The following is a 22,666-nucleotide window of genomic DNA, read 5'->3' on the forward strand; positions in this document are numbered from 1 at the left end:
CCGTTCTCGGTTTGATAAAATCAAAAAGTCATTGAGGAGCGCAGCGACGTGGCAATCTGTGGTTGATTTGTGCTTGGTTGGTTCTAAATTAAGGATTGGTTAATTCGTTGTTTGATAGAGAGATTGCTTCTCCCGATAAAAATCGGGATCGCAATGACGCCTGATTTGTTCTAGTTTTCGCGAGTGATACAGGAGCCCGGCAATCTGCTTTTTGGGTTCTGGCTTTTACCTACGTACTTTAACCAGGTCTATTCCTTTTATACTTTACCACTGCAAATAAGAAAATAAATAAGGCCAGAAATTGCGCAACTCTTGCTAAATAATCTCCGTGTTTTACATAAAAGGTTTTCTCTGAATTTAGATGAATATTAGACTTGATGCTTCCCCGCTTTTCATAGCCCAATTTTTTAGTTACTTCACCTTTTTGATTTATAAATGCCGAAATGCCTGTATTAGCACTACGCACAACATCCCGCCTTGTTTCAATGGCGCGTAGTTTTGCATAACTAAGATGTTGCTGGTGGCCCTGAGTATTTCCCCACCAGGCATCATTCGTAATTATGCTGAGAAAATTAGAACCATTCGCTACATAACCCGTTACATATTCTCCGTAAACAGATTCATAACAAATAATGGGGCCTGTAAACGATTGGTTATTTAAAGCAAAAGCTTCGCGCTCTTCTTGCGTGGTTTTCATCGCTACAGTGCCGCCAAGATCAATCATTACATCTCCCAGGATAGGTTTTAGTATCTCCTGGTACGGAAAGTTTTCTACACCAACCACAAGTTTAGATTTGTGATATAGCTGCGGAATATCTTCAGCATTCATTAAAAAAGCCGAATTATAATCGTCGTACCAATCCATAGGGCCTATTTGATTGCTTTGCGCTCTAACTTTGCCTGGATCATTGAACCTTTCGTAAAAAGATATTCCGCTAAGGAAATCAACCTTCGGGTATTTGTTAATAATTTGTCTGGAGAAGAAAGCCGCTTCAGATTGTTCAAAATTTGATAATATGGTGCCGTCAGCAAAAACGGTTTCCGGAGCTACGATTAGTTGAGTGTTTTTGGATACTTTTTCTTCACTTAATTTCAGTAATAATTCTCCAATTCGGGTGTCAGTGGTGTTATATTTTTCGGTGTAAGGATTAATATTAGGTTGTAGAATTACCACTTCCATGGTATCTCCTTTTTCCTCCACCTGGCTTAATAGGAGGTAAGAGATGCCTATCGGAATTAAAACGAGTAAACTCATTTTAAAAATTCCGCGATAGATTAAGGTTTTATCTTTAAACTCCTTGTAAAGCAGTAAAGCTTTAAAAACCGCGATATTACCAAGCCACACCCAAAGTGTTCCGCCAAAGGTGCCGGTGTATTCATACCACTGCACCCAGTTTTGAAATTCAGAAAAGGCATTGCCAAGGTTTAGCCATGGCCAGGAAAATTCCCAGGCGAGATGTATTTTTTCAAAAACCATCCATATACTTATTAAAAAGGCTGAAGCTGCGCTAAATCCGGTGCGTTTTGCTACAATATGATAGAGCAGGAATACCAGCGTCATTAACAGGGAATTTACCAGTACGGCAAAGGCGCCACCAAAAGCGGTAGAAAAATAGAGCCAGTAAGTTGTGATGACGTTCCAAAGGAGAAAGCTTAGATATGCCAGTCCAAAGACCCTCCATTTTATATATTTCTTTTCAGAATTTCTAACTTTAAATTCTGCATATAGCAGTGGCACAAAAGCAAAAAATAGAAGTAAAGGAAAACCGTAAGTGGGCCAGGCCAGTGCTAATAAAATTCCGCTTGATACTGCGTAAGTAAGATTTTTCATAAAAGGAAATTCTCCTCAAAAATAGCAAACTATTCTCTTTTAAAGAGGTTTCGATAACTTCTTTGAAGTTAAAGCTTTTGTAATTGTTATTTCAGAAATTGAAAAAACTTGTAAAAACAGGTTGCAATTGCTTAGTTTAGTATTTTACAAAACCAATCTATGACTATAAAAAAACATATTCCGAATTTAATAACGCTTTTAAATTTACTCTGCGGAACTATTGCGGTTATTTTTGCCGTACAGGGAAGCCTTATTATGGCGGCAATTTTTGTTGCGGCCGGTATTTTTTTCGACTTCTTTGATGGGCTCGCTGCTAGAAGCCTAAACGTAGCCGGGGAGCTCGGCTTGCAGTTAGATTCACTTGCAGATGTGGTGACCAGTGGCGTAGTACCGGGAATTGTGATGTACCAGTTATTAGACAATGCACTTCCGGGAAATTCGGGTGTTGAAAATACCGGTTGGGAAGTTAGCCCGGGCTGGTGGGATTGGAATTTTAATACGCTTGCTTTAATTGGCTTATTAATAAGTTTAGCCTCAGCTTACAGGTTGGCAAAATTTAATGTAGACGATCGTCAAACCGATTCATTTATAGGAGTGCCTACTCCGGCCAATGCACTTTTAATCTTAAGCTTTCCGCTTATTTTAACTTTCCAACCCGATAGTTTTATCACCGGCTTGATTTTAAATGAATGGTTTTTAATTGCACTCACTTTTTTAAGCTGTTATCTTTTAAATGCAGAAATAAAACTATTTGCCCTTAAATTTTCTAATTGGGGTCTAGCCGATAACAAATTACGTTACTTCTTTTTGCTTTTATGCCTGGTGCTTATCCTGGTATTCCAATTTGTAGCTGTGCCGCTTATTATTTTAAGCTATGTGTTGTTGTCTGTAGTTTTTCCGAAGAAAGAGGCGGTATGATAAAAATAACAACCTCACAGGTTTTCAAAATCTGTGAGGTTGAGGATTATTATCTTTATTAAAAGAAGGTATAGTTCTTACAATTTATTCTTGATGCAGTTTGTGTCGTCACCCTGAACTGGTTTCAGGGTCTAAGTTGAAATTAAATAGATGCTGAAACAAGTTCAGCATGACGTTCTCTTCCGCCGTTTATCATTTAAACAATTTCTTTTTCCTTAACTCAAAGTTTTGTCCCAGGTAAACTTTTCTTACCATTTCGTCTTCGGCAAGTTCTTCGGGCTGACCGTGTTTTAGAATGCTTCCTTCAAACATTAGGTAAGTTCTATCGGTAATAGCAAGGGTCTCCTGTACGTTGTGATCCGTAATAAGAATACCGATGTTTTTATCTTTCAATTGCGCTACAATTCTTTGAATATCTTCTACCGCTACTGGGTCTACTCCGGCAAAAGGTTCATCCAGAAGAATAAAATTAGGATCGGTAGCGAGTGCACGTGCAATTTCGGTACGTCTTCTTTCTCCACCACTTAAAAGATCGCCGCGATTTTTTCGAATATGGCTTAGGCCAAATTCTTCAATAAGCGTTTCCATTTTCTCATGGCGTTCTTCTTTAGAAAGGTCGGTGAGCTCCAAAACGCTCATAATATTGTCTTCAATACTAAGTTTTCTAAAAACCGAAGCTTCCTGTGCAAGATATCCAATACCGTGCTGAGCCCTTTTGTACATTGGATATTTGGTAATATTTGCTTTGTCTAAAACAATCTTTCCCGAATTTGGTTTAATAAGCCCCACAATCATATAAAAGGAGGTGGTTTTACCGGCACCATTTGGACCCAGTAACCCAACGATCTCTCCCTGGTTTACTTCCAGAGAGATTCCTTTTACAACTTTTTTTCCTTTGTAGGCTTTAACTAAATTTTCGGCGCGTAATTTCATTTACAAGAGCGTTTTAAAGCTAAGTTACATTTTTTATGCCAGCCTATTCCTGGTTTTTAGCTTCCAGTGCATCCCAATATTCGTGAGCTCGTCTAAGATGAGGGATAACAATGGTGCCTCCAATTAAAGTACCAATACTTAGGGTTTCCATAACCTGGTCCCGGGTTAAACCTTCTTTGAAGCTAGATTCAAGATGGTATTTTACGCAATCATCGCAACGTAAAACCAATGAGGCTACAAGGCCAAGTAATTCTTTTGTTTTTTTATCTACAGCACCTTCAGAAAAGGCGTTGGTGTCTAAATTAAAAATCCTTTTAAGAACTTTATTGTTCTCACCAAGAATTTTATCATTCATCTGCTGACGGTAAGCATTGAATTCGTCAACTTTGTTGATCATAACTATTTTTTATTAATTTTTCTTTGTTCTTGTTTATAGATCACTTTTGAAATAAGAATACTTACCTCATAAAGTATCAGTACCGGAATTGCCACAATTATCTGACTAACAATGTCCGGTGGCGTTATTATAGCTGATAGAATGAGCACAATTACTAACGCATATTTTCGATATTTTTTTAAGAATTGCGGAGTTACCACACCAACCCTGGTGAGGAAATAAATCACGATAGGCAATTCAAAAATAAGTCCGCTGGCAAGCACAGAGGCTCTAACCAGTCCAATATAACTACTCAGGTCAAAATCGTTAAAAACGGCTTCACTAACCTGGTATTTTCCGAGGAAATTTATAGATAATGGGGTTACTACATAGTATCCAAAAACTACTCCTATAAAAAATAATAGGGAGGTTATAAAAATAAACCCTCTGGCATGTTTGCGCTCGTTATCATGCATTGCAGGAGCTACAAATTGCCAAAACTGGTAAATTACATAGGGAAATGCAATGATAAAACCGGCCGTTATAGAAGTCCAAACGTGGGCAGAAAATTGCCCGCCCATAGTTCTACTTTGAATTCTAAAAGGCATTTCGTCAAAACAAAATCCGGCATCGAGGCCAAGCGAAGTAGAAATTCTACATAGCATATCGTAAGAAAAGAAATCGCCTCTACTTGGGCCAAAAAGTAATACGTCAAAGATGAATCCCTTTAAAAGAAATGCAATAGAGCCAGCCACAACTATTGCGATAACCGCCCGTATTAAGTGCCATCTCAAATCTTCTAAATGGTCCAAAAAGGACATCTCTGGTTCAGGGGTGCCAATTTGCTTCATTATAAAATTCCTTCTCTAATTAGGTTATGGATATGTACGACACCTGCGTAAGTTTGGTTTTCCAGTGCCAGTAATTGGGAGATTTTATTCTCTTCCAACATTTCTAAAGCGTCTACCGCCATGGCATCCTGGTCTATGGTTTTTGGAGCCGGGCTCATAATATCTCGTGCCGTAAGAGCTTTAAAATTGGTGTTATTTTTAAGCATTCGTCTAATATCACCATCGGTTATTATACCTATAATTTTATTGTCCTCAATAACTGCTGTTACCCCGAGCATTTTTTCTGAAATTTCAATAATGGCATCGGTAACCGAAGTTTCTGGAGCCACCTGGGGTTTCATATTTTGAGCCGTAATGTCGCTGACTCTTAAATATAGTTTTTTGCCAAGTGAACCACCGGGATGGTATTTTGCAAAATCTTTCCTCGAAAATCCTTTTAGTTTTAAAAGACAAATAGCCAGAGCATCGCCTATAACCATTTGTGCAGTAGTACTTGTGGTAGGGGCAAGGTTATTTGGGCAGGCTTCTTTTTCAACAAAAGAATTTAAAACAAAATCAGATTCTTTACCAAGAAAAGAATCTCTATCTCCAGTAATCCCTATTAGCAGGTTTTTAAAGTCTTTAATATAAGGTACGAGTACTTTAATTTCAGGACTGTTTCCGCTTTTGGAAATACAAATTACTACATCATCTTTTTGTATGGTTCCAAGATCTCCGTGAATAGCGTCTGCCGCGTGCATAAATATTGCGGGTGTGCCTGTAGAATTTAATGTAGCTACTATTTTTGTGGCAATAACTGCACTTTTTCCTATACCTGTAAGGATTACCCTTCCCTTAGATTTGTATATTTCTTCTACGGCTTCTGCAAACTCATTGTCAATGAAATTTTCCAGGTTTGCAATTGCTTTGGCCTCAATGGAAATGGTTTCTTTAGCTGCGGTAAGAATTTTTTCCTTCAGTTTCAAATTTTGATAAAATTAAGGATTGTGAGTTTAAAGAAATATGTATCTTTAGTTATGCAAATGTATGTAAAATTGTAACACAATTGAATGAGTTTGACGGAAATTGATTTACACCAACAGCTAAAGAAGTACTTTGGATTTAGCCAGTTTAAAGGGCTTCAGGAAGAGGTGATTACGAGTATTGTAAAAAGAAACAATTCTTTTGTTGTAATGCCTACCGGAGGAGGGAAATCCCTATGTTACCAACTCCCTGCGTTGATTGAAGAAGGGACGGCAATTGTTGTTTCGCCGCTTATTGCTTTAATGAAAAACCAGGTAGATGCTATTCGTAGTATTTCTGAAGAGCATGGCGTAGCCCATGTTCTCAATTCTTCCCTAAACAAAACCGAGGTGAGACAGGTGAAAGCCGACATTGAAAACGGTATTTGTAAATTGCTCTATGTGGCTCCGGAATCATTAACTAAAGAAGATCACGTTGAGTTTTTAAAACACCAAAAAATATCTTTTCTGGCTATAGATGAGGCTCATTGTATTAGTGAGTGGGGACACGATTTTAGACCTGAATACAGGAATTTGCGAAGCATTATAAAGCGTATTGGAGATAATATACCAATTATAGCACTAACCGCTACAGCAACGCCAAAAGTGCAGGAGGATATTTTAAAGAACCTGGGTATTCCAGATGCAAATACCTTTAAGGCTAGCTTTAACCGGCCTAATTTATACTATGAGGTAAGACCCAAAACAAAAAACGTTGATGCTGATATTATTCGGTTTATAAAACAGAATAGTGGGAAATCTGGGATTATCTATTGTTTAAGTAGAAAAAAAGTAGAAGAACTTGCCCAAACTTTACAGGTAAATGGAATAAACGCCGTGCCATACCACGCTGGGCTGGATGCAAAAAAACGAAGTAAACACCAGGATCAGTTTCTTATGGAAGATATTGATGTAGTTGTTGCTACTATTGCTTTTGGAATGGGAATAGATAAGCCCGATGTGCGCTTTGTAATTCATCATGATATTCCAAAAAGTATAGAAAGTTATTATCAGGAAACCGGCCGTGCGGGCAGGGATGGTGGAGAAGGGCATTGCCTGGCTTTTTATTCTTATAAAGATATAGAAAAGCTCGAAAAATTTATGAGCGGGAAGCCTGTTGCCGAACAGGAAATAGGTCACGCCCTATTGCAGGAAGTGGTGGCTTATGCTGAGACTTCAATTTCCCGTAGAAAATTTATTCTTCATTATTTTGGGGAGGAATTTGACGGAGAAACCGGGGAAGGTGCGTCTATGGACGATAATGTTAGGAACCCTAAAAAACAACACGAAGCCGGGGAGGAAGTAGAATTGCTTCTAAAAACGGTAAAGGAAACCAAGCAACTTTATAAGTCTAAAGAAGTGGTAAAAACACTAATTGGGAAATCTAATGCCGTTATCCTATCACATAAAACCGATGCGCATCCTTTATTTGGAAAGGGAAAGCATAGGGATGGAAAGTACTGGATGGCTTTAATTAGGCAGGTTTTAGTAGCTGGCTATTTAAAGAAAGATATTGAAACCTACGGCGTGATAAAACTTACCGCCAAGGGCGAAGATTTTTTAAAAAACCCGGGATCTTTTATGATGACAGACGATCATATCTTTGACAGTACTACTGAAGCTGTTCCTACAGCCAGTCAGTCTGGCGGGGGAATAGATAAAACGCTGGTGAAAATGCTTAAGGACCTACGGAAAAAAGTTGCTGTTAAAAGTGAAGTCCCTCCATTTGTAGTGTTTCAGGATCCTTCTCTGGAAGATATGGCTATTAAATATCCGGTGTCTATAGAAGAACTTACTAATATTTATGGTGTAGGAGAGACTAAAGCGAAAAAGTTTGGAAAAGAGTTCGTGGCATTAATTCAACGTTATGTTGAAGAAAATGATATTGTTAGACCAGATGATTTGGTGGTTAAATCTACCGGGGCCAATTCGGCTTTAAAATTATATATCATTCAGAATGTAGATCGTAAACTACCTTTGAATGATATCGCATCTGCCAAGGGAATGGAAATGCCCGAATTTATTAAAGAAATGGAAGCCATTGTTTATAGCGGAACCAAGTTGAATATTAGTTATTGGATAGATGATTTGTTGGATGAAGATCAACAGGAAGAAATTCACGAATATTTTTTGGAGGCTGAAAACGATAAAATTGACGAAGCCATTAAAGAATTTGATGGAGATTATGACGATGAAGAGCTTCGGTTATATAGAATTAAATTTATAAGTGAAGTGGCGAATTAGAGGGTGAAGGTACAGAAGCGTTCTATTAATTTTTAGAATCGTCATCCTGAACTTGTTTCAGGATCTAAGACACTTGTAGTTCTAAACACGTTAGAAGCTGAAACAAGTTCAGCTTGACGAGAAGGTAAGGAGAAGGTAAGGAAGGTGAAATTATCTTCCACCGGCAGCTTGAAGATCTCTAATGCAATGTTCTCCTAATTCTGGGATACGGCCACCTTCAATTTCATCAATTATTCCGCTTCCAAATTCAATAGAAGCCTGCATCAGGCAATCTTCAACATTACAATGCCCTTTGTTATCATCGTCTTTATGATCTGATTGCGGCTCGGTACCAATATCAACCAGACCGAATAAATGGCCGAACTCGTGATTTAAAACAGCGGCTTCAATGTCACTTTCAATAGGTGCATTTGGTCTTGAAGCAAAGTCTTCTATGGTTTTTCCATATAATACCATAGAAGTATTTCTAAATGCAGAGCCAAGGGTAAGTTTGTTTTCTTCGTCTTTTTCGCTCTTTCCATCAGCGATATAAATATATACCGCAATTTCATCTCCTGCGTTATAAATAGTACGTGTTTCGTCTTCAATTTCTACAATTTCTTCTATAGAAAACGGCGCTTTACCTGAAGAGGCAACGGCTCTTAAACTTATATTAATTCCATCAGGCTTAAAAGTGCGCTCCTCAAGGAAAGTTTTGAAATTGGCAAGGGCTGCCTGGTTAGGCTGAAAACCATTTACATATACAATCTCTATGTTCATAGAAGTAAATTCGGCATCACTTAAAAGATGTGAAGCAGAATCCCCAAGTCCCTGTAAATTAGCTGTTTTATCTATTCCGGGAACACTATCATCATCTTGAGCGTTGTCTGTAGAACACGAAACTGTTAATAGAGATACAAAGAAGAGAAGGAGTGCGTACTTATATTTGAACATTGAGAAGCATTTTTTGTAAAAATAGAAATTTATTGATTTAAAGGCTGTAATTCAGCTAAATAATCGAAGTGCTTTCCTTCTTTTATAAGTTTGCAACTAAAATTATTGGTTTCTGCTGCGAATTTAAGTGTCTGGAAATCTATATAAAGCCAGTCAAAATAATCTGAACTTTCACCTTTGTAAGTTACTTTAAACTCTAATTCGCCATAATAGGCCGCTTCAGAATCTACCCAAATTCCACCATCTTCGTCTCGATCAAATAAATAACTAAGATCTGAAGAATCCAGGAGTATTTTTCCATTAGTGTTAAGGAGCTCCTTTGCCTTTTTAAAGAATTTATCAAGGTTTTTAAGCTTCCCAATGATTCCGCTACCATTCATAAGCATTAATATGGTATCGAATTTTTCATCTTTTAATTCGAAAAAATCAATGTTACGTACCTCTTTAATTCCGCGAAGACGGGAAATTTCTACAGCACCTGCAGAAGTATCAATAGCTGTAATTTCAAGTTTTTTCTCCTGCTGCAGATAAAGTGAATGGCTTCCGGCGCCACATCCTACGTCTAAAACATGGCCGGCACATAGTTGTAAAGCCTTTTGTTCTAAAGGGGGCATTTCAGCATAATCCCGGAACAAATAGGGAACAGGAATTACATCGTCGTCAAAATCTGGAGAGTGTACCGTAATATCGGTTTTATCTTTTTGGTGGTAATAGGCTGAAATTGCTTTTCCAAAAATGTCTTTTACTGAAGTTTGCTGATTCATTGATGCGGTGTAGGTTCGTTTTATATCTTTGCCTAATGGAAGAAATCCTGAAAAATCTCCCCGAAAAAGCCAAAGATAAGCATAAGGAGAATAAGAAGTTTTTTGCAAAGCTAAGAAAAAAGCCACCTAAGGATCTTGATAGGCAGATGCAGGAAATGCACGAAGAAGAGTTTTCCCGAACCAATTGCCTTGATTGTGCAAATTGTTGTAAAACTACCGGGCCGCTTTTTACCAATAAAGATATTGAGCGCATAAGCAAGCATTTAAAGCTAAAGCCTCAACAGTTTATCGAACAATATTTGCGAATTGATGAAGATAAAGATTATGTATTGCAGCAAGTACCCTGTACTTTTCTGGCGGCAGATAATTATTGTCTAATTTATGATGTGAGACCAAAAGCCTGCCGGGAATTTCCCCATACCGATCGCAAGGATTTCCATAAAATATCTAATATCACCATAAAAAATACCGCAATTTGTCCTGCTGCTTATAATATTGTTGAGGAGATGAAGAGTAGGGTGAAGGGATAGAATTTTTGCGTTTTAGGTTATGGGTTTAATTAGATTGTAGTAATTTATTGGGTTAGTTATTGGTATTGTTGCGGGTTACGAGTTGCGAGTTGTTCTTAGCTGTGGTTTTCTTAGTAGTTGTGACGTGTTTCGGGTTGCGAGATGCGCGTTTTTTTTAAATTCATTTTTCAGTTTAATTCAAGGGTTTCTGTTTTAAATAATCAAAATTTAGGAGTTGCGGGTTACGAGTATCAGGTTTTCCAATTCAGTTCTACATATTGGATGAACTTGTTCAATTTAGCCCCTAAAGTTTCATATTCGTTAATAAGATTCTGGTGAGGTACTATTATTGGTGGATATAAGTGCAGTAATTTATTGAAATGTAAGATGGTTTCATCGTTACTAGCGTGGGAATAGGTTAGGAATTTGATGAAATCAGCCTTGTATCTTTTTCTTCCGTAGCCCTCTACAATATTTGTAACCACAGAATCTGAGGATCTTCTTATCTGACTTCCTAATTCATACAATTCGTACTTTGGAAGTTTTAAACTTAGAGAGTGGACTTTAAAGAATAAATTCAAAGAAGAATTATAAATTTCAAGGTCGCGGTAGTTCGTGCTCATTTTATTTGTATTTATGTTGAGTTTCTATGTAGGAATTTTTTAATATTTAACCCGCAACCCGCAACCCGCAACCCGCAACCCGCAACCCGCAACCTACTAATAAAGCAAATATTGATTTCTCTTAGCTTCAAACTCTTCCAAACCTTCCTGCCAACCTTGCCTAATCTCTTCCGCAGATAATCCTTCCTCTATTTGAGATTGCAAATCTTTGGTACCTGCTAGTTTTGTGAAAAACGCATTAAAGAATTCATCTTTATCCTCTGTGTTTTGATAAGCTTCAATTAACCACTCTAAATTTATTTGATCTATTCGGGCTATTTTACTAAGATCTCTTCCGTAACATTCTACACCTGAATGTTTAGGGCTTTTTGCTCCGGCTTTAGATTCTGGGGTGTAAGTGAAATCAAAATACTCATTATCTAAAAATGGTGAACCAAATACCTGGAATTGTTTATCTGATCCGCGACCTGCATTTACATTAGTTCCTTCAAAAAAGCATAAACTTGGATATAAGTTTATGGCCTGAGCATTAGGTAAATTTGGAGATGGTTTAACCGGAAGATCGTAGGCTTTGGAATGCTCGTAGTTTTTCATATTAATGACTTTTAAATCACTTTGAATACCGTTTTTTAACCATTTCTCCCCATTGATCATTTTTGCATATTCTCCCATTGTTAGTCCATGAACTGTAGGGATTGGATGCATCCCCACAAAACTTTTAAATTCGGTTTCCAGGATTGGTCCATCTATATAATGGCCGTTTGGATTAGGGCGATCAAAAACAATAAGCTCTACATCATTTTCAGCGCAGGCTTCCATTACATAATGCAAAGACGAGATATAGGTGTAAAATCTGGTGCCCACATCCTGTAAATCAAAAATTAGGACATCAAGGCCTTCCAGTTGTTCTGCTTTAGGCTTTTTATTATCTCCGTAAAGGGAAATTACCGGTAAGCCGGTTTGTGCATCTTTCCCATCTTCTACGGCTTCACCGGCATCAGCTGTGCCACGAAAACCGTGCTCAGGAGCAAAACCTCTTACCAGGTTTACTTCTAAAGCTATTAAAGAATCTACAACGTGAGTATAGCCCCCGGCTTTATTCTTCATAATAGAAGTTTGATTTCCAACAATTCCTACCTTCTTTCCTTTTAACAAGGGAAGATAGGCCTCGGTACGATTTGCCGCCAGAATAATTTCTTCAACTGCAGCTTCCTTGCTATTTAACGCAATATCTTCTGAATTTTGCTCTTTCTTATTTTGGTTTCCGCAGGAAAGAATACCTATAAAAGCGAATAAAAATGTACTTTTGAATAACCTTTTAAGCATCGTGATAGTTTGAATTTTGAATTTTTTGTTGTTAAACGCCTAATAGGCGGTAAGAGCCATAAAAGTAGCATTTCTGCACCTATTATAAAAATAGCGATTGCGGCAATTGCTATTGGAGTGGTTATGATGCTAGTTTCTTTTGCTACGGGACTTGGTTTACAGGAAAAGATAAGGGATAAGATTGCGGCCTTTAATGGGCATATTAATATCTCTAATTACGATAATAATAGTTCGCAGGTTACGCTTACACCCGTAGATAAAAACCAGGAATTTTATCCTGAATTTAATACGGTAGATGGTGTTGCTCACGTACAGGCGGTAGCTACCAAGTTTGGGATTATAAGAACCGAAAGCGATTTTGAAGGGGTGGTGGTAAAAGGTGTGGGAACCGATTATAACTGGAGTTATTTTAAGGATTTTCTTATTAAAGGTGAGCTCCCAAATGTAGATGATAAATTAAATGATGAAGTCCTAATTTCAGCTTACCTGGCCAATAGGCTTCAATTAAATGTTGGTGACAAAGTGCCCACTTATTTTCTAAGAGACGGCAGTGATAGACCATTAACCCGTGGTTTTGAAATCACCGGAATTTACGATTCTGGTTTTATGGAGTTTGATAAACTTTATATGCTGGCCGATATTCGGCATATCCAGCGCCTTAATCGCTGGGAAGATAATGAAGTTGGGAATTTTGAGGTTTTTCTAAACGATTTTGAAGAAATTGATGCAAAAGGTCAGGAGGTTTATGAGAATACCGGCTCGTTTTTAGATACGCAAACCATAACCCAAAATTATTACTCTATTTTTGAATGGTTGGCACTTTTCGATTTTAACATCGCGCTAATAATTGGAATTATGATTCTTGTGGCGGGGATAAATATGATTACTGCTTTGTTGGTTTTAATCCTTGAACGCACCCAAATGATTGGAATTCTAAAAGCACTGGGTGGGAACGATTGGAGCATTAGAAAAATCTTTCTTTATAATGCCGGTTACCTTATTATTAAAGGGCTTTTTTGGGGGAATTTAATCGGGCTCGGACTTTTGTTAATTCAGAAATATTTTAAGCTTATTCCACTAAACCCAGAAACTTATTATGTTACTGAAGTTCCCGTATATCTTAACTGGGATTATATTCTCGCAGTAAATCTTGGAACATTAATTTTATGTATGTTGATGCTCATAATTCCTTCAGTAATTATTTCGAAGATTTCTCCGTCGCGAGCAATTAAATTTGAATAAAGTTTAAAAAATCAAGAGATTTTGCTATTTCTGTTGAAGTAGATTCAATTTTTTACCTTTGCAACTTCAAAAATAAAGACATGGATTACGTAGAAAATATATTGGGGACTATTGGGAATACGCCAATGGTGAAGATGAATAGGATAACAAAAGATATTGATGCTCTTGTTTTGGCTAAATATGAGACGTTTAATCCGGGGAATTCGGTTAAAGATCGTATGGCCGTAAAAATGGTAGAAGAAGCTGAAGCTAGTGGAAAACTAAAACCAGGAGGAACTATTATTGAAGGAACTTCAGGGAATACGGGAATGGGGCTCGCGCTTGCGGCTATAGTGAAAGGCTATAAGATGATTTGTGTACTTTCTGATAAACAAAGCAAAGAAAAAATAGATATTTTAAAAGCTGTAGGTTGTGAAGTAGTAGTTTGCCCTACCGAAGTTGCCCCGGATGATCCAAGGTCTTATTATTCAACTTCTAAAAGAATGGCCGAAGAAACACCAAATTCCTGGTATGTTAACCAATATGATAATTTAGCGAATACCAAAGCACATTATGAAAGTACCGGACCTGAAATTTGGGAACAAACAGATGGAAAAGTAACTCATTTTGTGGTAGGTGTAGGTACCGGCGGAACTATTTCTGGGGTTGGTAAATATTTAAAAGAGAAAAACCCGAATATTAAAGTATGGGGAATTGACACCTATGGTTCGGTTTTTAAAAAATACCATGAAACCGGCGAATTTGATGAAAAAGAGATCTATCCTTATATAACAGAAGGAATTGGAGAAGATATCTTGCCTAAAAATGTAGATTTTAGTGTCATTGATGGCTTCACCAAAGTAACCGATAAAGATGCAGCTGTTTATACCAGGAAGCTAGCTGAAGAGGAAGGCTTTTTCTTAGGAAATTCGGCTGGAGCTGCTGCAAAAGGTTTACTTCAATTAAAAGAACATTTTACTAAGGACGACGTAGTGGTGGTATTGTTTCATGACCATGGAAGCCGTTATGTTGGGAAGATGTTTAATGATGATTGGATGAAGAAACAAGGATTTTTAGATTAATCTATAACTGAATCAATTTTTGGGAATTTAGAACGTCTAAATTATCAAATCACAAGTTTTAGTTTGGAAGAATATTTTTTAAAATTAAGTATTAATATAACAGATTTAGTTTATGAGGAATTTATGGCTTTTTACAAGTATATTTTTAATACTAACAGCCATTATCAGCGGACAGGAAAAAGCAAAAAATAATTCGGGACTACAAATTGAGGTGATTTTAGAAAATCCTTCCCGAGAGATCAATAATGGTATTGCTGAAGTTAAAGTCCAGGGAGGGGAAGAACCCTACCAATATAAATGGACTAACCAATCTACCGCATTAGATGCCAGAAAGTCTACAGGTCTCATAGAAGGTATGGAGCATACCGTTAAAGTTACCGATGCCAATAACAATACTGTTTCTACTTCTTTTACTATTCCTGCAGAGTCTATAACCGAGATTTTTAATAGCAATGTTCAGCCTGCAGTAGATTTTTTAGGCGGAATTTTATTCTGGGATCCATTTGCCTCAATGGGGCTTTTTGATCCAATAGTTTATACCCCCAGTAAACAGGTGCCTATTCCTCAATGGGATGCTACCAGTGAAAAAGCTTATACCCTAAAAAAGTGGCTGGTTAACCAAGAGAACGAAGTTGCCGTAGGAGATAAAATTGCGATTATTCAAAGTGATGCGGGAGAAGAAATAACTGTTATTTCTCCGGTTAAGGGTAGATTAAATTATCTTGTAAAAGAAGGACAGGTAATCTTTGATCCTAACAGCACCAGCGACGTTATAGAACAGGATGCACACATGTTTGCAGAAATAATCTATGCTGAACCACAGCCATTATTGCATCCTAACGGAGATAAAAAGAAGAATGCGATTCCGTTTATTGTGATGTGGTTAATTGTAGGAAGTATCTTTTTTACATTTAGGTTAGGTTTTGTAAATATTCGCGGATTTGGACATTCTATAGATTTAGCCAGAGGAAAGTACGACGATCCAAATGCACCGGGAACCATTACCCACTTTCAAGCTATGGCAACTGCCGTTTCTGCAACTGTTGGTCTTGGGAATATCGCCGGAGTAGCAGTAGCTATTTCCCTTGGTGGTGCCGGGGCAACTTTTTGGATGTTTATGGCTGGTTTCTTTGCGATGTCTTTAAAGTTCGTAGAATGTACCCTTGGTGTGAAATACCGATTTATAAATAGCGAAGGCCGCATTTTTGGGGGACCAATGAATTATTTAAGGTATGGTCTGGAAAAAAGAAATATGAAAAACCTTGGGAAATTCCTTGCCAGCCTTTTTGCAGTATTAGGTGTGGGAGCTTCTTTTGGTGGCGGAAATATGCTGCAATCTAATCAGGCTTTTAAAATTGTATCAGAACAAATACCTTTTTTACAAGGTCACGGGTTTTGGTTTGGCGTTGGTTTTGCTATCCTGGTAGGGGTAGTAATTATTGGCGGTATTAATAGTATTGCTAAAGTTACCGGAAAAGTGGTGCCATTTATGGCTATAGTGTATATTATTGGCTGTTCTATTGTTATTGGAACTCATATAGAAAACATTGGAGGTGCTTTTTCTGCTATTTACAATGGAGCCCTTTCTGCTGATGCTCTTAAAGGCGGTTTTATAGGAGTGTTGATTATTGGTCTGCAAAGAGCTGCCTTCTCTAGTGAGGCAGGGGTAGGTTCTGCTGCTATTGCACATAGTGCCTCTAAAACTAATAATCCTATTGCAGATGGTTTCACCTCTCTTGTAGAACCTTTTATTGATACCATGGTGGTATGTACCATGACAGCTTTAGTGCTTATTTTTACAGGGATGCATGAAGTTAATGGTCTTGGTGGTGTAGAACTCACTTCAGATGCTTTTGGTAGCGTGATTTCCTGGTTCCCTTCTGTTCTCGCGTTTGCAGTATTCTTATTTGCTTTTTCTACTATGGTTTCCTGGTCATACTACGGGATGAGATCCTGGACCTATTTATTTGGAAAAAGTGTAAAATCAGAAATGGTTTATAAAGTTATGTTCCTATTATTCGTAGTGCTGGGAGCTTCTACAAGTCTTGGTGCCGTGCTTAGTTTTTCAGATATGATGATTCTGGCAATGTCCTTTCCAAATATTATAGGACTATATATTATGTCTTCTGAAGTAAGGGAAGATATGGCGGTTTATTGGGACCGACTTAAAGCCGGTGGTCTATATGTTAATGAGAAATTTAGAAAAGCCGAAGGGTAATTTTTAAAGAGAGAAAAAAGGTTTCTTGTTTTCTCTCTTTAAAAATTATTTTCAAGGTGCTTTTTGTAGAAAATAGAAAATTATACTTCCGGCTAAATACAGTAAAACATCTCTAAAATCGGCGGTGTAGCGCCAATGTATGGGCGGAAGTATAATTTCAAAATAAACAGTATACATTAAAAATACCGATGATATGCTGGTGATATTTAATCGCAGGCTTTTATCTTTTTTAAGGTGTTGTACAACTAAAAGGCAAATGCTTAAAACAATAGGCATGCAAAGAAAATCTGCCAGGTAAAATCTAATAAAATTGGGAAGAGGATAGTCTAAAAAATAAAGGACCTGAAGTATTGCGAAAAGAATGCAATATAGAAAAAACACTAATTTTAAGCTTTTCATAGCAAGAAGAGGGAAACTAGGAATGCGATTACTCCGCCCACGATCATAACTACCATCCAAATGGAATAACCTACTTTGGAAAAGAATTTTGCAAACGTATTTTTAGGTTTATTCTCTTCCGCTACTGGAGAAGAAGTCTTGGTGTTTTTAGCAGTATCTGTTTTATTTTCCCGGGCTGATTTCATAGTAGAATTAGGCTTCAACTTTTTTTATAATTAATATACTAATGCTATGGGCTTAGCTTAAAAGGAAAGCTGTAAAGTAGTTCACTTCTTAAATAAACTTAAAATTATTTTGCTTTCCAACCCCAGGGAGCAACAGGCGTTGCTACCGGATTTGAAAGATCAAACTTCACGGTGAAATGGCCTTCCCTTCCCATTCGCTTAAGGTTATAGGTGAAAAAATCTTCATCTAAACTTATCCACCAAACATTGGTTGCTGCAGCAGGAAGTAGTGCAGCGGTTTCTGGATCTGCAGGGAAAACCTGAACATTTGATAAGCCCGTATTTGGAGCAGTACCACCATATTGAGTGATTTTATCTTCACTTCCATCGGGTTTGCGATGATCGTGTTTTAGCTGAATTCTATCATTCTTAAAGCTTAAAATCCAGGTTCGGGATTTATTTTCTCCTACAAAAAATGGAATTTTAATTTCATTTTCGTTACAAGCTCTTACGTGCATTAGTAATTTCTTATTAGCAAAATCATCATTCCCCAGGTCTTTTGTGATAATACCTTCGTAACTATTTCCGCAATGTTCTTGAAGTTGCTTCCAAAAGTTTTCTGCCGGGGTTTCTTGTGCCAATACCGTAAAACTTAGAAGGAATAAAATGGTAGATAATTTCATATTACAACTGATGTAAATGTTTTAAATTGCTGCAAAATACATTTTTTTAAGTCTCAAAAATATTTCTTATGAAAAATTTCTACTTCATATTTTTCGCTTTTATAATAATTAGCTGTGGCACCTCAAATTCTGCAACTAATACCTCAGAAATCAATAGCTCTTCTGGAATGGATTACAGTTATTTAGCCCTGGGGGATTCTTATACTATAGGAGAAAGTGTTACTGAAAGTGAACGTTGGCCCGTTCAACTTGTAGCCAGATTAAAAAAGGAGGGTTATAAAGTTGCGCCACCTAAAATTATTGCCAAAACAGGATGGACTACAGGAAATCTTCTAAGTGCTATGCGATCTGAACTTAATTACACCAGAAAATTTGATCTGGTTTCTATCCTAATTGGTGTAAATAATCAATACCAGGGGAAAAGTATAGAAGATTATGAAGAAGAATTACGTGAGATTTTCAAGCTAGCCCTTAATCATTCCAAACAAAGAGAGAAGGGAGTATTTGCTTTGAGTATACCAGATTATGGTGTAACTCCTTTTGGTAAAGAAAATGCCGAAAGCATTGGTGAGGAAATAGATGAGTTTAATGCAGTTTTTAGAAGAGTCTCAGCAGAATTTGAAGTTGATTTTTATAATATTACTCCAATTTCTAGAGAAGCTGCAAGGGATGATGCGCTTATTGCTAAAGATGGGTTGCATCCCAGCGGATTGATGTATAGGTATTGGGTCGATGAAATTATAGATGAAATCCCCCAAATGTTACCGCAATAGACTAAAAGCTATATTTTGAATCGCATTTTTTTAATTTTAAAAGATGCGAGAGGACTTTCTACATTATCTATGGAAATACAAGAAATTCGATTTCACCAATGCAAAAACAACGCAAGGGGAAAAGCTACTTCTTATAGATAGTGGAATTCATAATTTTAATTCCGGTCCAGATTTTTTTAACGCCAGGTTAAAAATAGGTAATCAAATATGGGCAGGAAATGTTGAACTGCATACCAAAGCTTCTGATTGGTATTTTCACCAACACGAAAAAGATAGAAATTACGATAATGTAATTTTACATGTGGTTTGGGAAGATGATGTAGAAGTGAAAAGGCAGAATAAGAGCTCAATTCCTGCTTTGAGTTTAAAAAGCTTAGTAGATAGCAGTTTAATTAATGACTACCAAAAGCTTTTTGCTTCATCCCAAAACTGGATTAATTGTGAGAAAAGCTTTCAATCTATAACCAATTTCACCTTGCGACACTGGCAAGAACGCTTATATATAGAGCGTTTAGAAGAAAAATCGGAGCTTATTCAAGATTTATTAAAGAAATCCGGTAATAATTGGGAATTGGTTTTATTCCAGATGTTAGCTAAAAACTTTGGGCTTAACCTCAATGGAGATGCGTTTTTAAGTATGGCGCAAAGTTTAGAATTTCCGATTATACAAAAAGCTTCTCAAGATAATTTACAGATGGAAGCTTTACTGTTTGGTCAATGTGGTTTGTTGGAAAGGCCGCTTAATATTCCCTATTACCTGGAGCTTAAAAAGGAATATGCCTATTTGAGCTATAAATACAAGCTTTCAAATGCTGGAGTGATAAGGCCTAAATATTTTAGGCTTAGACCAGATAATTTCCCTAACATCAGGTTGTCTCAGCTAGCTTCCCTTTATACTCGGCATAGAAAATTATTTTCAGAATTAATTGTCTCAAAATCTTTAGAAGCGGTTTACAGTATTTTGAGTGTAGAAACCTCATTATTTTGGAAAACGCATTTTACATTTCAGAAGAAACATAAAAAGCGTGAAAAAGCTTTAAGCATAGCCTATAAAGATTTGTTGCTTATTAATACCATTATCCCTTTACGATTTTGCTATTCCCAGGCAATGGGCAATGATGAGGTAGAGGAGCTGCTATCCCTAATGCAACAACTATCTCCTGAGAATAATAAAATTATTCAGAATTTTAAAAAGCTAAAAAAAAACTGCGTAGAAAATTCAATGCATTCCCAGGCAATGGTACAGTTAAAAAAGAACTATTGCGAAGCCAATAAATGTCTGGATTGTGCTATTGGTGTAAAATTACTACATGGAAAAGCTTAAAATGTTATATTTGTGTCGATGACAAAAATGGTGCATAATATTCGATATTATTTTGAAAGACACGGCTTCTATGTGTCTTCACGGGTAGCCGATAAATTAGGTATGCGTGCTAAAAGCATTCGTTTGTTTTTTATTTACGCCTCTTTCTTTACCCTTGGTTCCTGGTTTGTAGTTTATTTAGTCCTGGCTTTTTGGCTAAAACTTAAAGATCTGGTGTATACCAAAAGAACTTCAGTTTTTGATCTTTAGGTAGTTTTTTTAATGAAAATGTCAATTAACTAAATTTAATTGAATTATTATTTAACAATTTCTTTACAATTTAACTCCCAAAAATTTGAAAAAGCCTAATTTTTTAGCATCTTGCTTCGCGGAAATATTAATTCTAAATTAAACAACCAATATACTATATGAGAAAGTATCTACTTTCAATGTTCTTTTTGTTTTCAATTTTGGCAATTAATGCACAAGAACTGGATGTAAAAGCCAAAGTTGGCAATCCGTCAAATATTATTAATAATGGGTTTATTGACCTTGAAGTAACAGGAGGAGCGCCTCCTTATCAGTACAAATGGTCAGACCCTGAAACTTCTCTACAATCCTCTCGCGCTGAAGGTTTAACCGAAGGTGTTCCTTACGAAGTTACTGTAACAGATAGTCAAAACAATACGGTAACTAAAAGTTTTGAAATAGAAGCCAAAGCCATTACTGAGCATTTTAACGGAACTTTTGTTCCAGTTGTAGAAGCGATGACGGCCGTGCTTTTTTGGGATCCATTTACCGCAATAGGTGTCTATGATCCTAAAGTTTATGCTGAATTAAGGAATGTTCCTACACCAGATTGGAGTGCTGATGCAGAAGATAAATTTACCTTAAAAGAGTGGCTGGTAGAAGAAGGAACACATGTAGAAGAAGGTGATCTTATTGCTTTGGTGAGCTCTCAAAATAGTGGAGATTTACAAGTTGAGGCTAATGCTACCGGAACGGTAGCTTACCTGGTAGAAGAAGGTGAAACCATATGGGATTATCAAAACAGTGCAGATCTTATTGAAACCAACGCCCACATGTTGGCTCAAATTCAATATGATGAACCGCAGATTTTAACTAATCCTAACGGAACTCCACAGAAACATAATATTCCTTTTATTGTAGTCTGGTTAATTTTTGGTGCCGCATTCTTTACGGTAAAAATGGGCTTCATCAACTTTAAAGGATTTAGACACTCTATAGACCTTGCAAGAGGGAAATATGACGAGCCTAACGCGCCGGGTAGTATTACCCACTTTCAGGCGCTGGCTACCGCAGTTTCTGCTACAGTAGGTCTTGGTAATATCGCAGGTGTTGCTGTTGCAATTTCCCTTGGTGGAGCAGGAGCAACTTTTTGGATGATTATTGCCGGTTTATTGGGTATGGCATCAAAATTTGTGGAATGTACCCTTGGTGTGAAATATCGTTTTATAAACTCTGAAGGCAGAATCTTTGGAGGGCCAATGAACTATTTGCGCTACGGACTTGAAAAAAGAAATATGCGCGGTCTGGGTAAATTCCTTGCTGCCTTTTTCGCTATTTTAGGTATCGGGGCATCTTTTGGGGGTGGAAATATGTTCCAGGCCAATCAATCTTTTGAAATCCTTTCCGGGCAATTTTCGTTCTTAATCGGTAATGGTTTCTGGTTCGGCTTAGTGATTGCAATTCTTGTAGGAATTGTAATTATTGGGGGAATTCAAAGTATTGCTAAGGTAACCGGTAAAGTTGTGCCTTTTATGGCTGCAGTTTACGTTCTTGGTGCTTTAACAGTAATAATTATAAATATAGAAAATGTTGTTCCGGCATTTGGAGCTATATACGATGGTGCATTTAACGCCACCGCATTGAAAGGTGGATTTATCGGGGTGCTAATTGTTGGTTTTCAACGTGCAGCATTCTCTAACGAAGCTGGTGTTGGATCGGCAGCGATTGCCCACTCGGCAGCAAAAACAAATCATCCGCCATCTGAAGGTTTTGTAGCTTTATTAGAACCTTTTATAGATACCGTAGTGGTTTGTACGTTAACCGCTTTAGTATTGATCTTTACCGGAATGCATGAAGAAGAAGGAATAGGTGGAGTACAATTAACCTCAGAAGCTTTTGCAAGTGTAATTTCCTGGTTCCCCTATGTATTGTCTGCAGCTGTATTCCTTTTTGCATTTTCTACCATGATTTCCTGGTCTTATTACGGGATGCGTTCCTGGACCTATTTATTTGGAAAGAGTAAAAAAACAGAATTGGCATATAAAATATTATTCCTTGTATTTGTGGTAGTAGGAGCTTCTATTAGTCTTGGCGCAGTACTTGACTTCTCTGATATGATGATATTGGCAATGTCTTTCCCTAATATTATTGGGCTTTATATTATGTCTAGCGAAGTTAGAAGAGATCTTAATGAATATTCCAGAAAGCTAAAAGCAGGAGAATTATTCAAGAAACAACGAGAGGCAAAAGCCAGCTAATCTTGTA

The 22,666-nt window shown here is 37.1% G+C and carries 22 protein-coding genes; 10 read left to right on the forward strand and 12 right to left on the reverse strand.

Annotation, left to right across the window (positions count from 1 at the left end):
* Positions 1 to 238: 238 nt before the first annotated feature.
* Positions 239 to 1,831, reverse strand: coding sequence for an apolipoprotein N-acyltransferase (lnt, locus tag B5X51_RS09305; RefSeq protein WP_079720910.1), 1,593 nt, complete (start codon positions 1,829 to 1,831; stop codon positions 239 to 241).
* A 159-nt stretch (positions 1,832 to 1,990) separates the two neighbouring features.
* Between lnt and B5X51_RS09310 the strand changes: the two genes are divergently transcribed.
* Positions 1,991 to 2,749 (forward strand): CDP-alcohol phosphatidyltransferase family protein, encoded by a 759-nt coding sequence (locus B5X51_RS09310; protein ID WP_079720911.1) that lies wholly within the window; start codon positions 1,991 to 1,993, stop codon positions 2,747 to 2,749.
* Positions 2,750 to 2,941: 192 nt separating this feature from the next.
* On the opposite strand, the gene lptB is transcribed toward B5X51_RS09310, so the two are convergent.
* From lptB to B5X51_RS09330, 4 genes are read right to left on the reverse strand one after another with little or no spacing between them, the layout of a single operon-like run.
* A complete protein-coding gene (lptB, locus tag B5X51_RS09315; protein WP_079720912.1) occupies positions 2,942 to 3,682 on the reverse strand; it encodes an LPS export ABC transporter ATP-binding protein in 741 nt (246 codons plus the stop codon).
* A gap of 43 nt (positions 3,683 to 3,725) precedes the next feature.
* Positions 3,726 to 4,079, reverse strand: a complete 354-nt coding sequence (locus B5X51_RS09320) for a carboxymuconolactone decarboxylase family protein (RefSeq protein WP_079720913.1) — start codon at positions 4,077 to 4,079, stop codon at positions 3,726 to 3,728.
* Positions 4,080 to 4,081: 2 nt separating this feature from the next.
* A complete protein-coding gene (gene tatC, locus B5X51_RS09325; protein ID WP_079720914.1) occupies positions 4,082 to 4,909 on the reverse strand; it encodes a twin-arginine translocase subunit TatC in 828 nt (275 codons plus the stop codon).
* Positions 4,909 to 5,874 carry a KpsF/GutQ family sugar-phosphate isomerase gene (locus tag B5X51_RS09330; protein ID WP_079720915.1) on the reverse strand — a complete coding sequence of 322 codons (966 nt, stop codon included), beginning with the start codon at positions 5,872 to 5,874 and terminating at the stop codon, positions 4,909 to 4,911. The genes tatC and B5X51_RS09330 overlap by 1 nt, the downstream gene beginning before the upstream one ends.
* 84 nt (positions 5,875 to 5,958) lie before the next feature.
* Here B5X51_RS09330 and recQ point away from each other — a divergent pair, with 84 nt between their 5' ends.
* A complete protein-coding gene (gene recQ / locus B5X51_RS09335; protein WP_079720916.1) occupies positions 5,959 to 8,154 on the forward strand; it encodes a DNA helicase RecQ in 2,196 nt (731 codons plus the stop codon).
* A gap of 150 nt (positions 8,155 to 8,304) precedes the next feature.
* Here the strand turns inward: recQ and B5X51_RS09340 are convergent, their stop codons facing one another.
* Both B5X51_RS09340 and B5X51_RS09345 read right to left on the reverse strand, forming a co-directional pair.
* A complete protein-coding gene (locus B5X51_RS09340; RefSeq protein ID WP_079720917.1) occupies positions 8,305 to 9,087 on the reverse strand; it encodes a hypothetical protein in 783 nt (260 codons plus the stop codon).
* A 29-nt stretch (positions 9,088 to 9,116) separates the two neighbouring features.
* Complete coding sequence (locus tag B5X51_RS09345) at positions 9,117 to 9,851, reverse strand: class I SAM-dependent methyltransferase (protein ID WP_079720918.1); 735 nt, start codon at positions 9,849 to 9,851, stop codon at positions 9,117 to 9,119.
* Positions 9,852 to 9,886: 35 nt separating this feature from the next.
* On the opposite strand from B5X51_RS09345, the gene B5X51_RS09350 reads away from it, so the two are divergent.
* Positions 9,887 to 10,381 (forward strand): YkgJ family cysteine cluster protein, encoded by a 495-nt coding sequence (locus B5X51_RS09350; RefSeq protein ID WP_079720919.1) that lies wholly within the window; start codon positions 9,887 to 9,889, stop codon positions 10,379 to 10,381.
* Positions 10,382 to 10,611: 230 nt separating this feature from the next.
* Here B5X51_RS09350 and B5X51_RS09355 read toward each other — a convergent pair whose 3' ends face one another.
* Entirely contained in the window at positions 10,612 to 10,983 is a 372-nt protein-coding gene (locus B5X51_RS09355) for a four helix bundle protein (protein WP_079720920.1), read from the reverse strand.
* A gap of 96 nt (positions 10,984 to 11,079) precedes the next feature.
* Positions 11,080 to 12,309 carry an exo-beta-N-acetylmuramidase NamZ family protein gene (locus tag B5X51_RS09360; protein WP_079720921.1) on the reverse strand — a complete coding sequence of 410 codons (1,230 nt, stop codon included), beginning with the start codon at positions 12,307 to 12,309 and terminating at the stop codon, positions 11,080 to 11,082.
* A gap of 9 nt (positions 12,310 to 12,318) precedes the next feature.
* Between B5X51_RS09360 and B5X51_RS09365 the strand changes: the two genes are divergently transcribed.
* The 3 genes from B5X51_RS09365 (at position 12,319) to B5X51_RS09375 (ending at position 16,830) form a co-directional block, all read left to right on the forward strand.
* Positions 12,319 to 13,551, forward strand: a complete 1,233-nt coding sequence (locus B5X51_RS09365; protein ID WP_079720922.1) for an ABC transporter permease — start codon at positions 12,319 to 12,321, stop codon at positions 13,549 to 13,551.
* Positions 13,552 to 13,631: 80 nt separating this feature from the next.
* Positions 13,632 to 14,612, forward strand: a complete 981-nt coding sequence (locus B5X51_RS09370) for a PLP-dependent cysteine synthase family protein (RefSeq protein WP_079720923.1) — start codon at positions 13,632 to 13,634, stop codon at positions 14,610 to 14,612.
* A gap of 112 nt (positions 14,613 to 14,724) precedes the next feature.
* Positions 14,725 to 16,830 (forward strand): alanine/glycine:cation symporter family protein, encoded by a 2,106-nt coding sequence (locus tag B5X51_RS09375; RefSeq protein ID WP_079720924.1) that lies wholly within the window; start codon positions 14,725 to 14,727, stop codon positions 16,828 to 16,830.
* A 51-nt stretch (positions 16,831 to 16,881) separates the two neighbouring features.
* Here the strand turns inward: B5X51_RS09375 and B5X51_RS15820 are convergent, their stop codons facing one another.
* From B5X51_RS15820 to B5X51_RS09390, 3 genes are all read right to left on the reverse strand, one after another.
* Positions 16,882 to 17,106: a hypothetical protein gene (locus B5X51_RS15820; RefSeq protein WP_139374860.1), complete on the reverse strand. Its 225-nt coding sequence runs from the start codon at positions 17,104 to 17,106 to the stop codon at positions 16,882 to 16,884.
* A gap of 119 nt (positions 17,107 to 17,225) precedes the next feature.
* Positions 17,226 to 17,414: a hypothetical protein gene (locus tag B5X51_RS09385; protein WP_079720926.1), complete on the reverse strand. Its 189-nt coding sequence runs from the start codon at positions 17,412 to 17,414 to the stop codon at positions 17,226 to 17,228.
* 104 nt (positions 17,415 to 17,518) lie between these two features.
* Positions 17,519 to 18,076, reverse strand: a complete 558-nt coding sequence (locus tag B5X51_RS09390) for a hypothetical protein (RefSeq protein WP_079720927.1) — start codon at positions 18,074 to 18,076, stop codon at positions 17,519 to 17,521.
* Positions 18,077 to 18,144: 68 nt separating this feature from the next.
* On the opposite strand from B5X51_RS09390, the gene B5X51_RS09395 reads away from it, so the two are divergent.
* The 4 genes from B5X51_RS09395 to B5X51_RS09410 all read left to right on the forward strand — a co-directional run bounded on the left by B5X51_RS09395 (position 18,145) and on the right by B5X51_RS09410 (position 22,659).
* Complete coding sequence (locus B5X51_RS09395; protein ID WP_079720928.1) at positions 18,145 to 18,849, forward strand: SGNH/GDSL hydrolase family protein; 705 nt, start codon at positions 18,145 to 18,147, stop codon at positions 18,847 to 18,849.
* Positions 18,850 to 18,892: 43 nt separating this feature from the next.
* The gene (locus B5X51_RS09400; RefSeq protein ID WP_079720929.1) at positions 18,893 to 20,173 is read left to right on the forward strand and encodes a DUF2851 family protein; all 1,281 of its coding nucleotides are present in this window, start codon (positions 18,893 to 18,895) and stop codon (positions 20,171 to 20,173) included.
* A gap of 18 nt (positions 20,174 to 20,191) precedes the next feature.
* Positions 20,192 to 20,422, forward strand: coding sequence for a PspC family transcriptional regulator (locus tag B5X51_RS09405; protein ID WP_079720930.1), 231 nt, complete (start codon positions 20,192 to 20,194; stop codon positions 20,420 to 20,422).
* A 158-nt stretch (positions 20,423 to 20,580) separates the two neighbouring features.
* Positions 20,581 to 22,659 carry an amino acid carrier protein gene (locus tag B5X51_RS09410; protein ID WP_079720931.1) on the forward strand — a complete coding sequence of 693 codons (2,079 nt, stop codon included), beginning with the start codon at positions 20,581 to 20,583 and terminating at the stop codon, positions 22,657 to 22,659.
* The last annotated feature ends 7 nt before the right edge of the window (positions 22,660 to 22,666 follow it).

This window comes from Salegentibacter holothuriorum (genome assembly GCF_900168045.1).
In the GTDB taxonomy this organism is placed as follows: Bacteria; Bacteroidota; Bacteroidia; order Flavobacteriales; family Flavobacteriaceae; genus Salegentibacter; species Salegentibacter holothuriorum.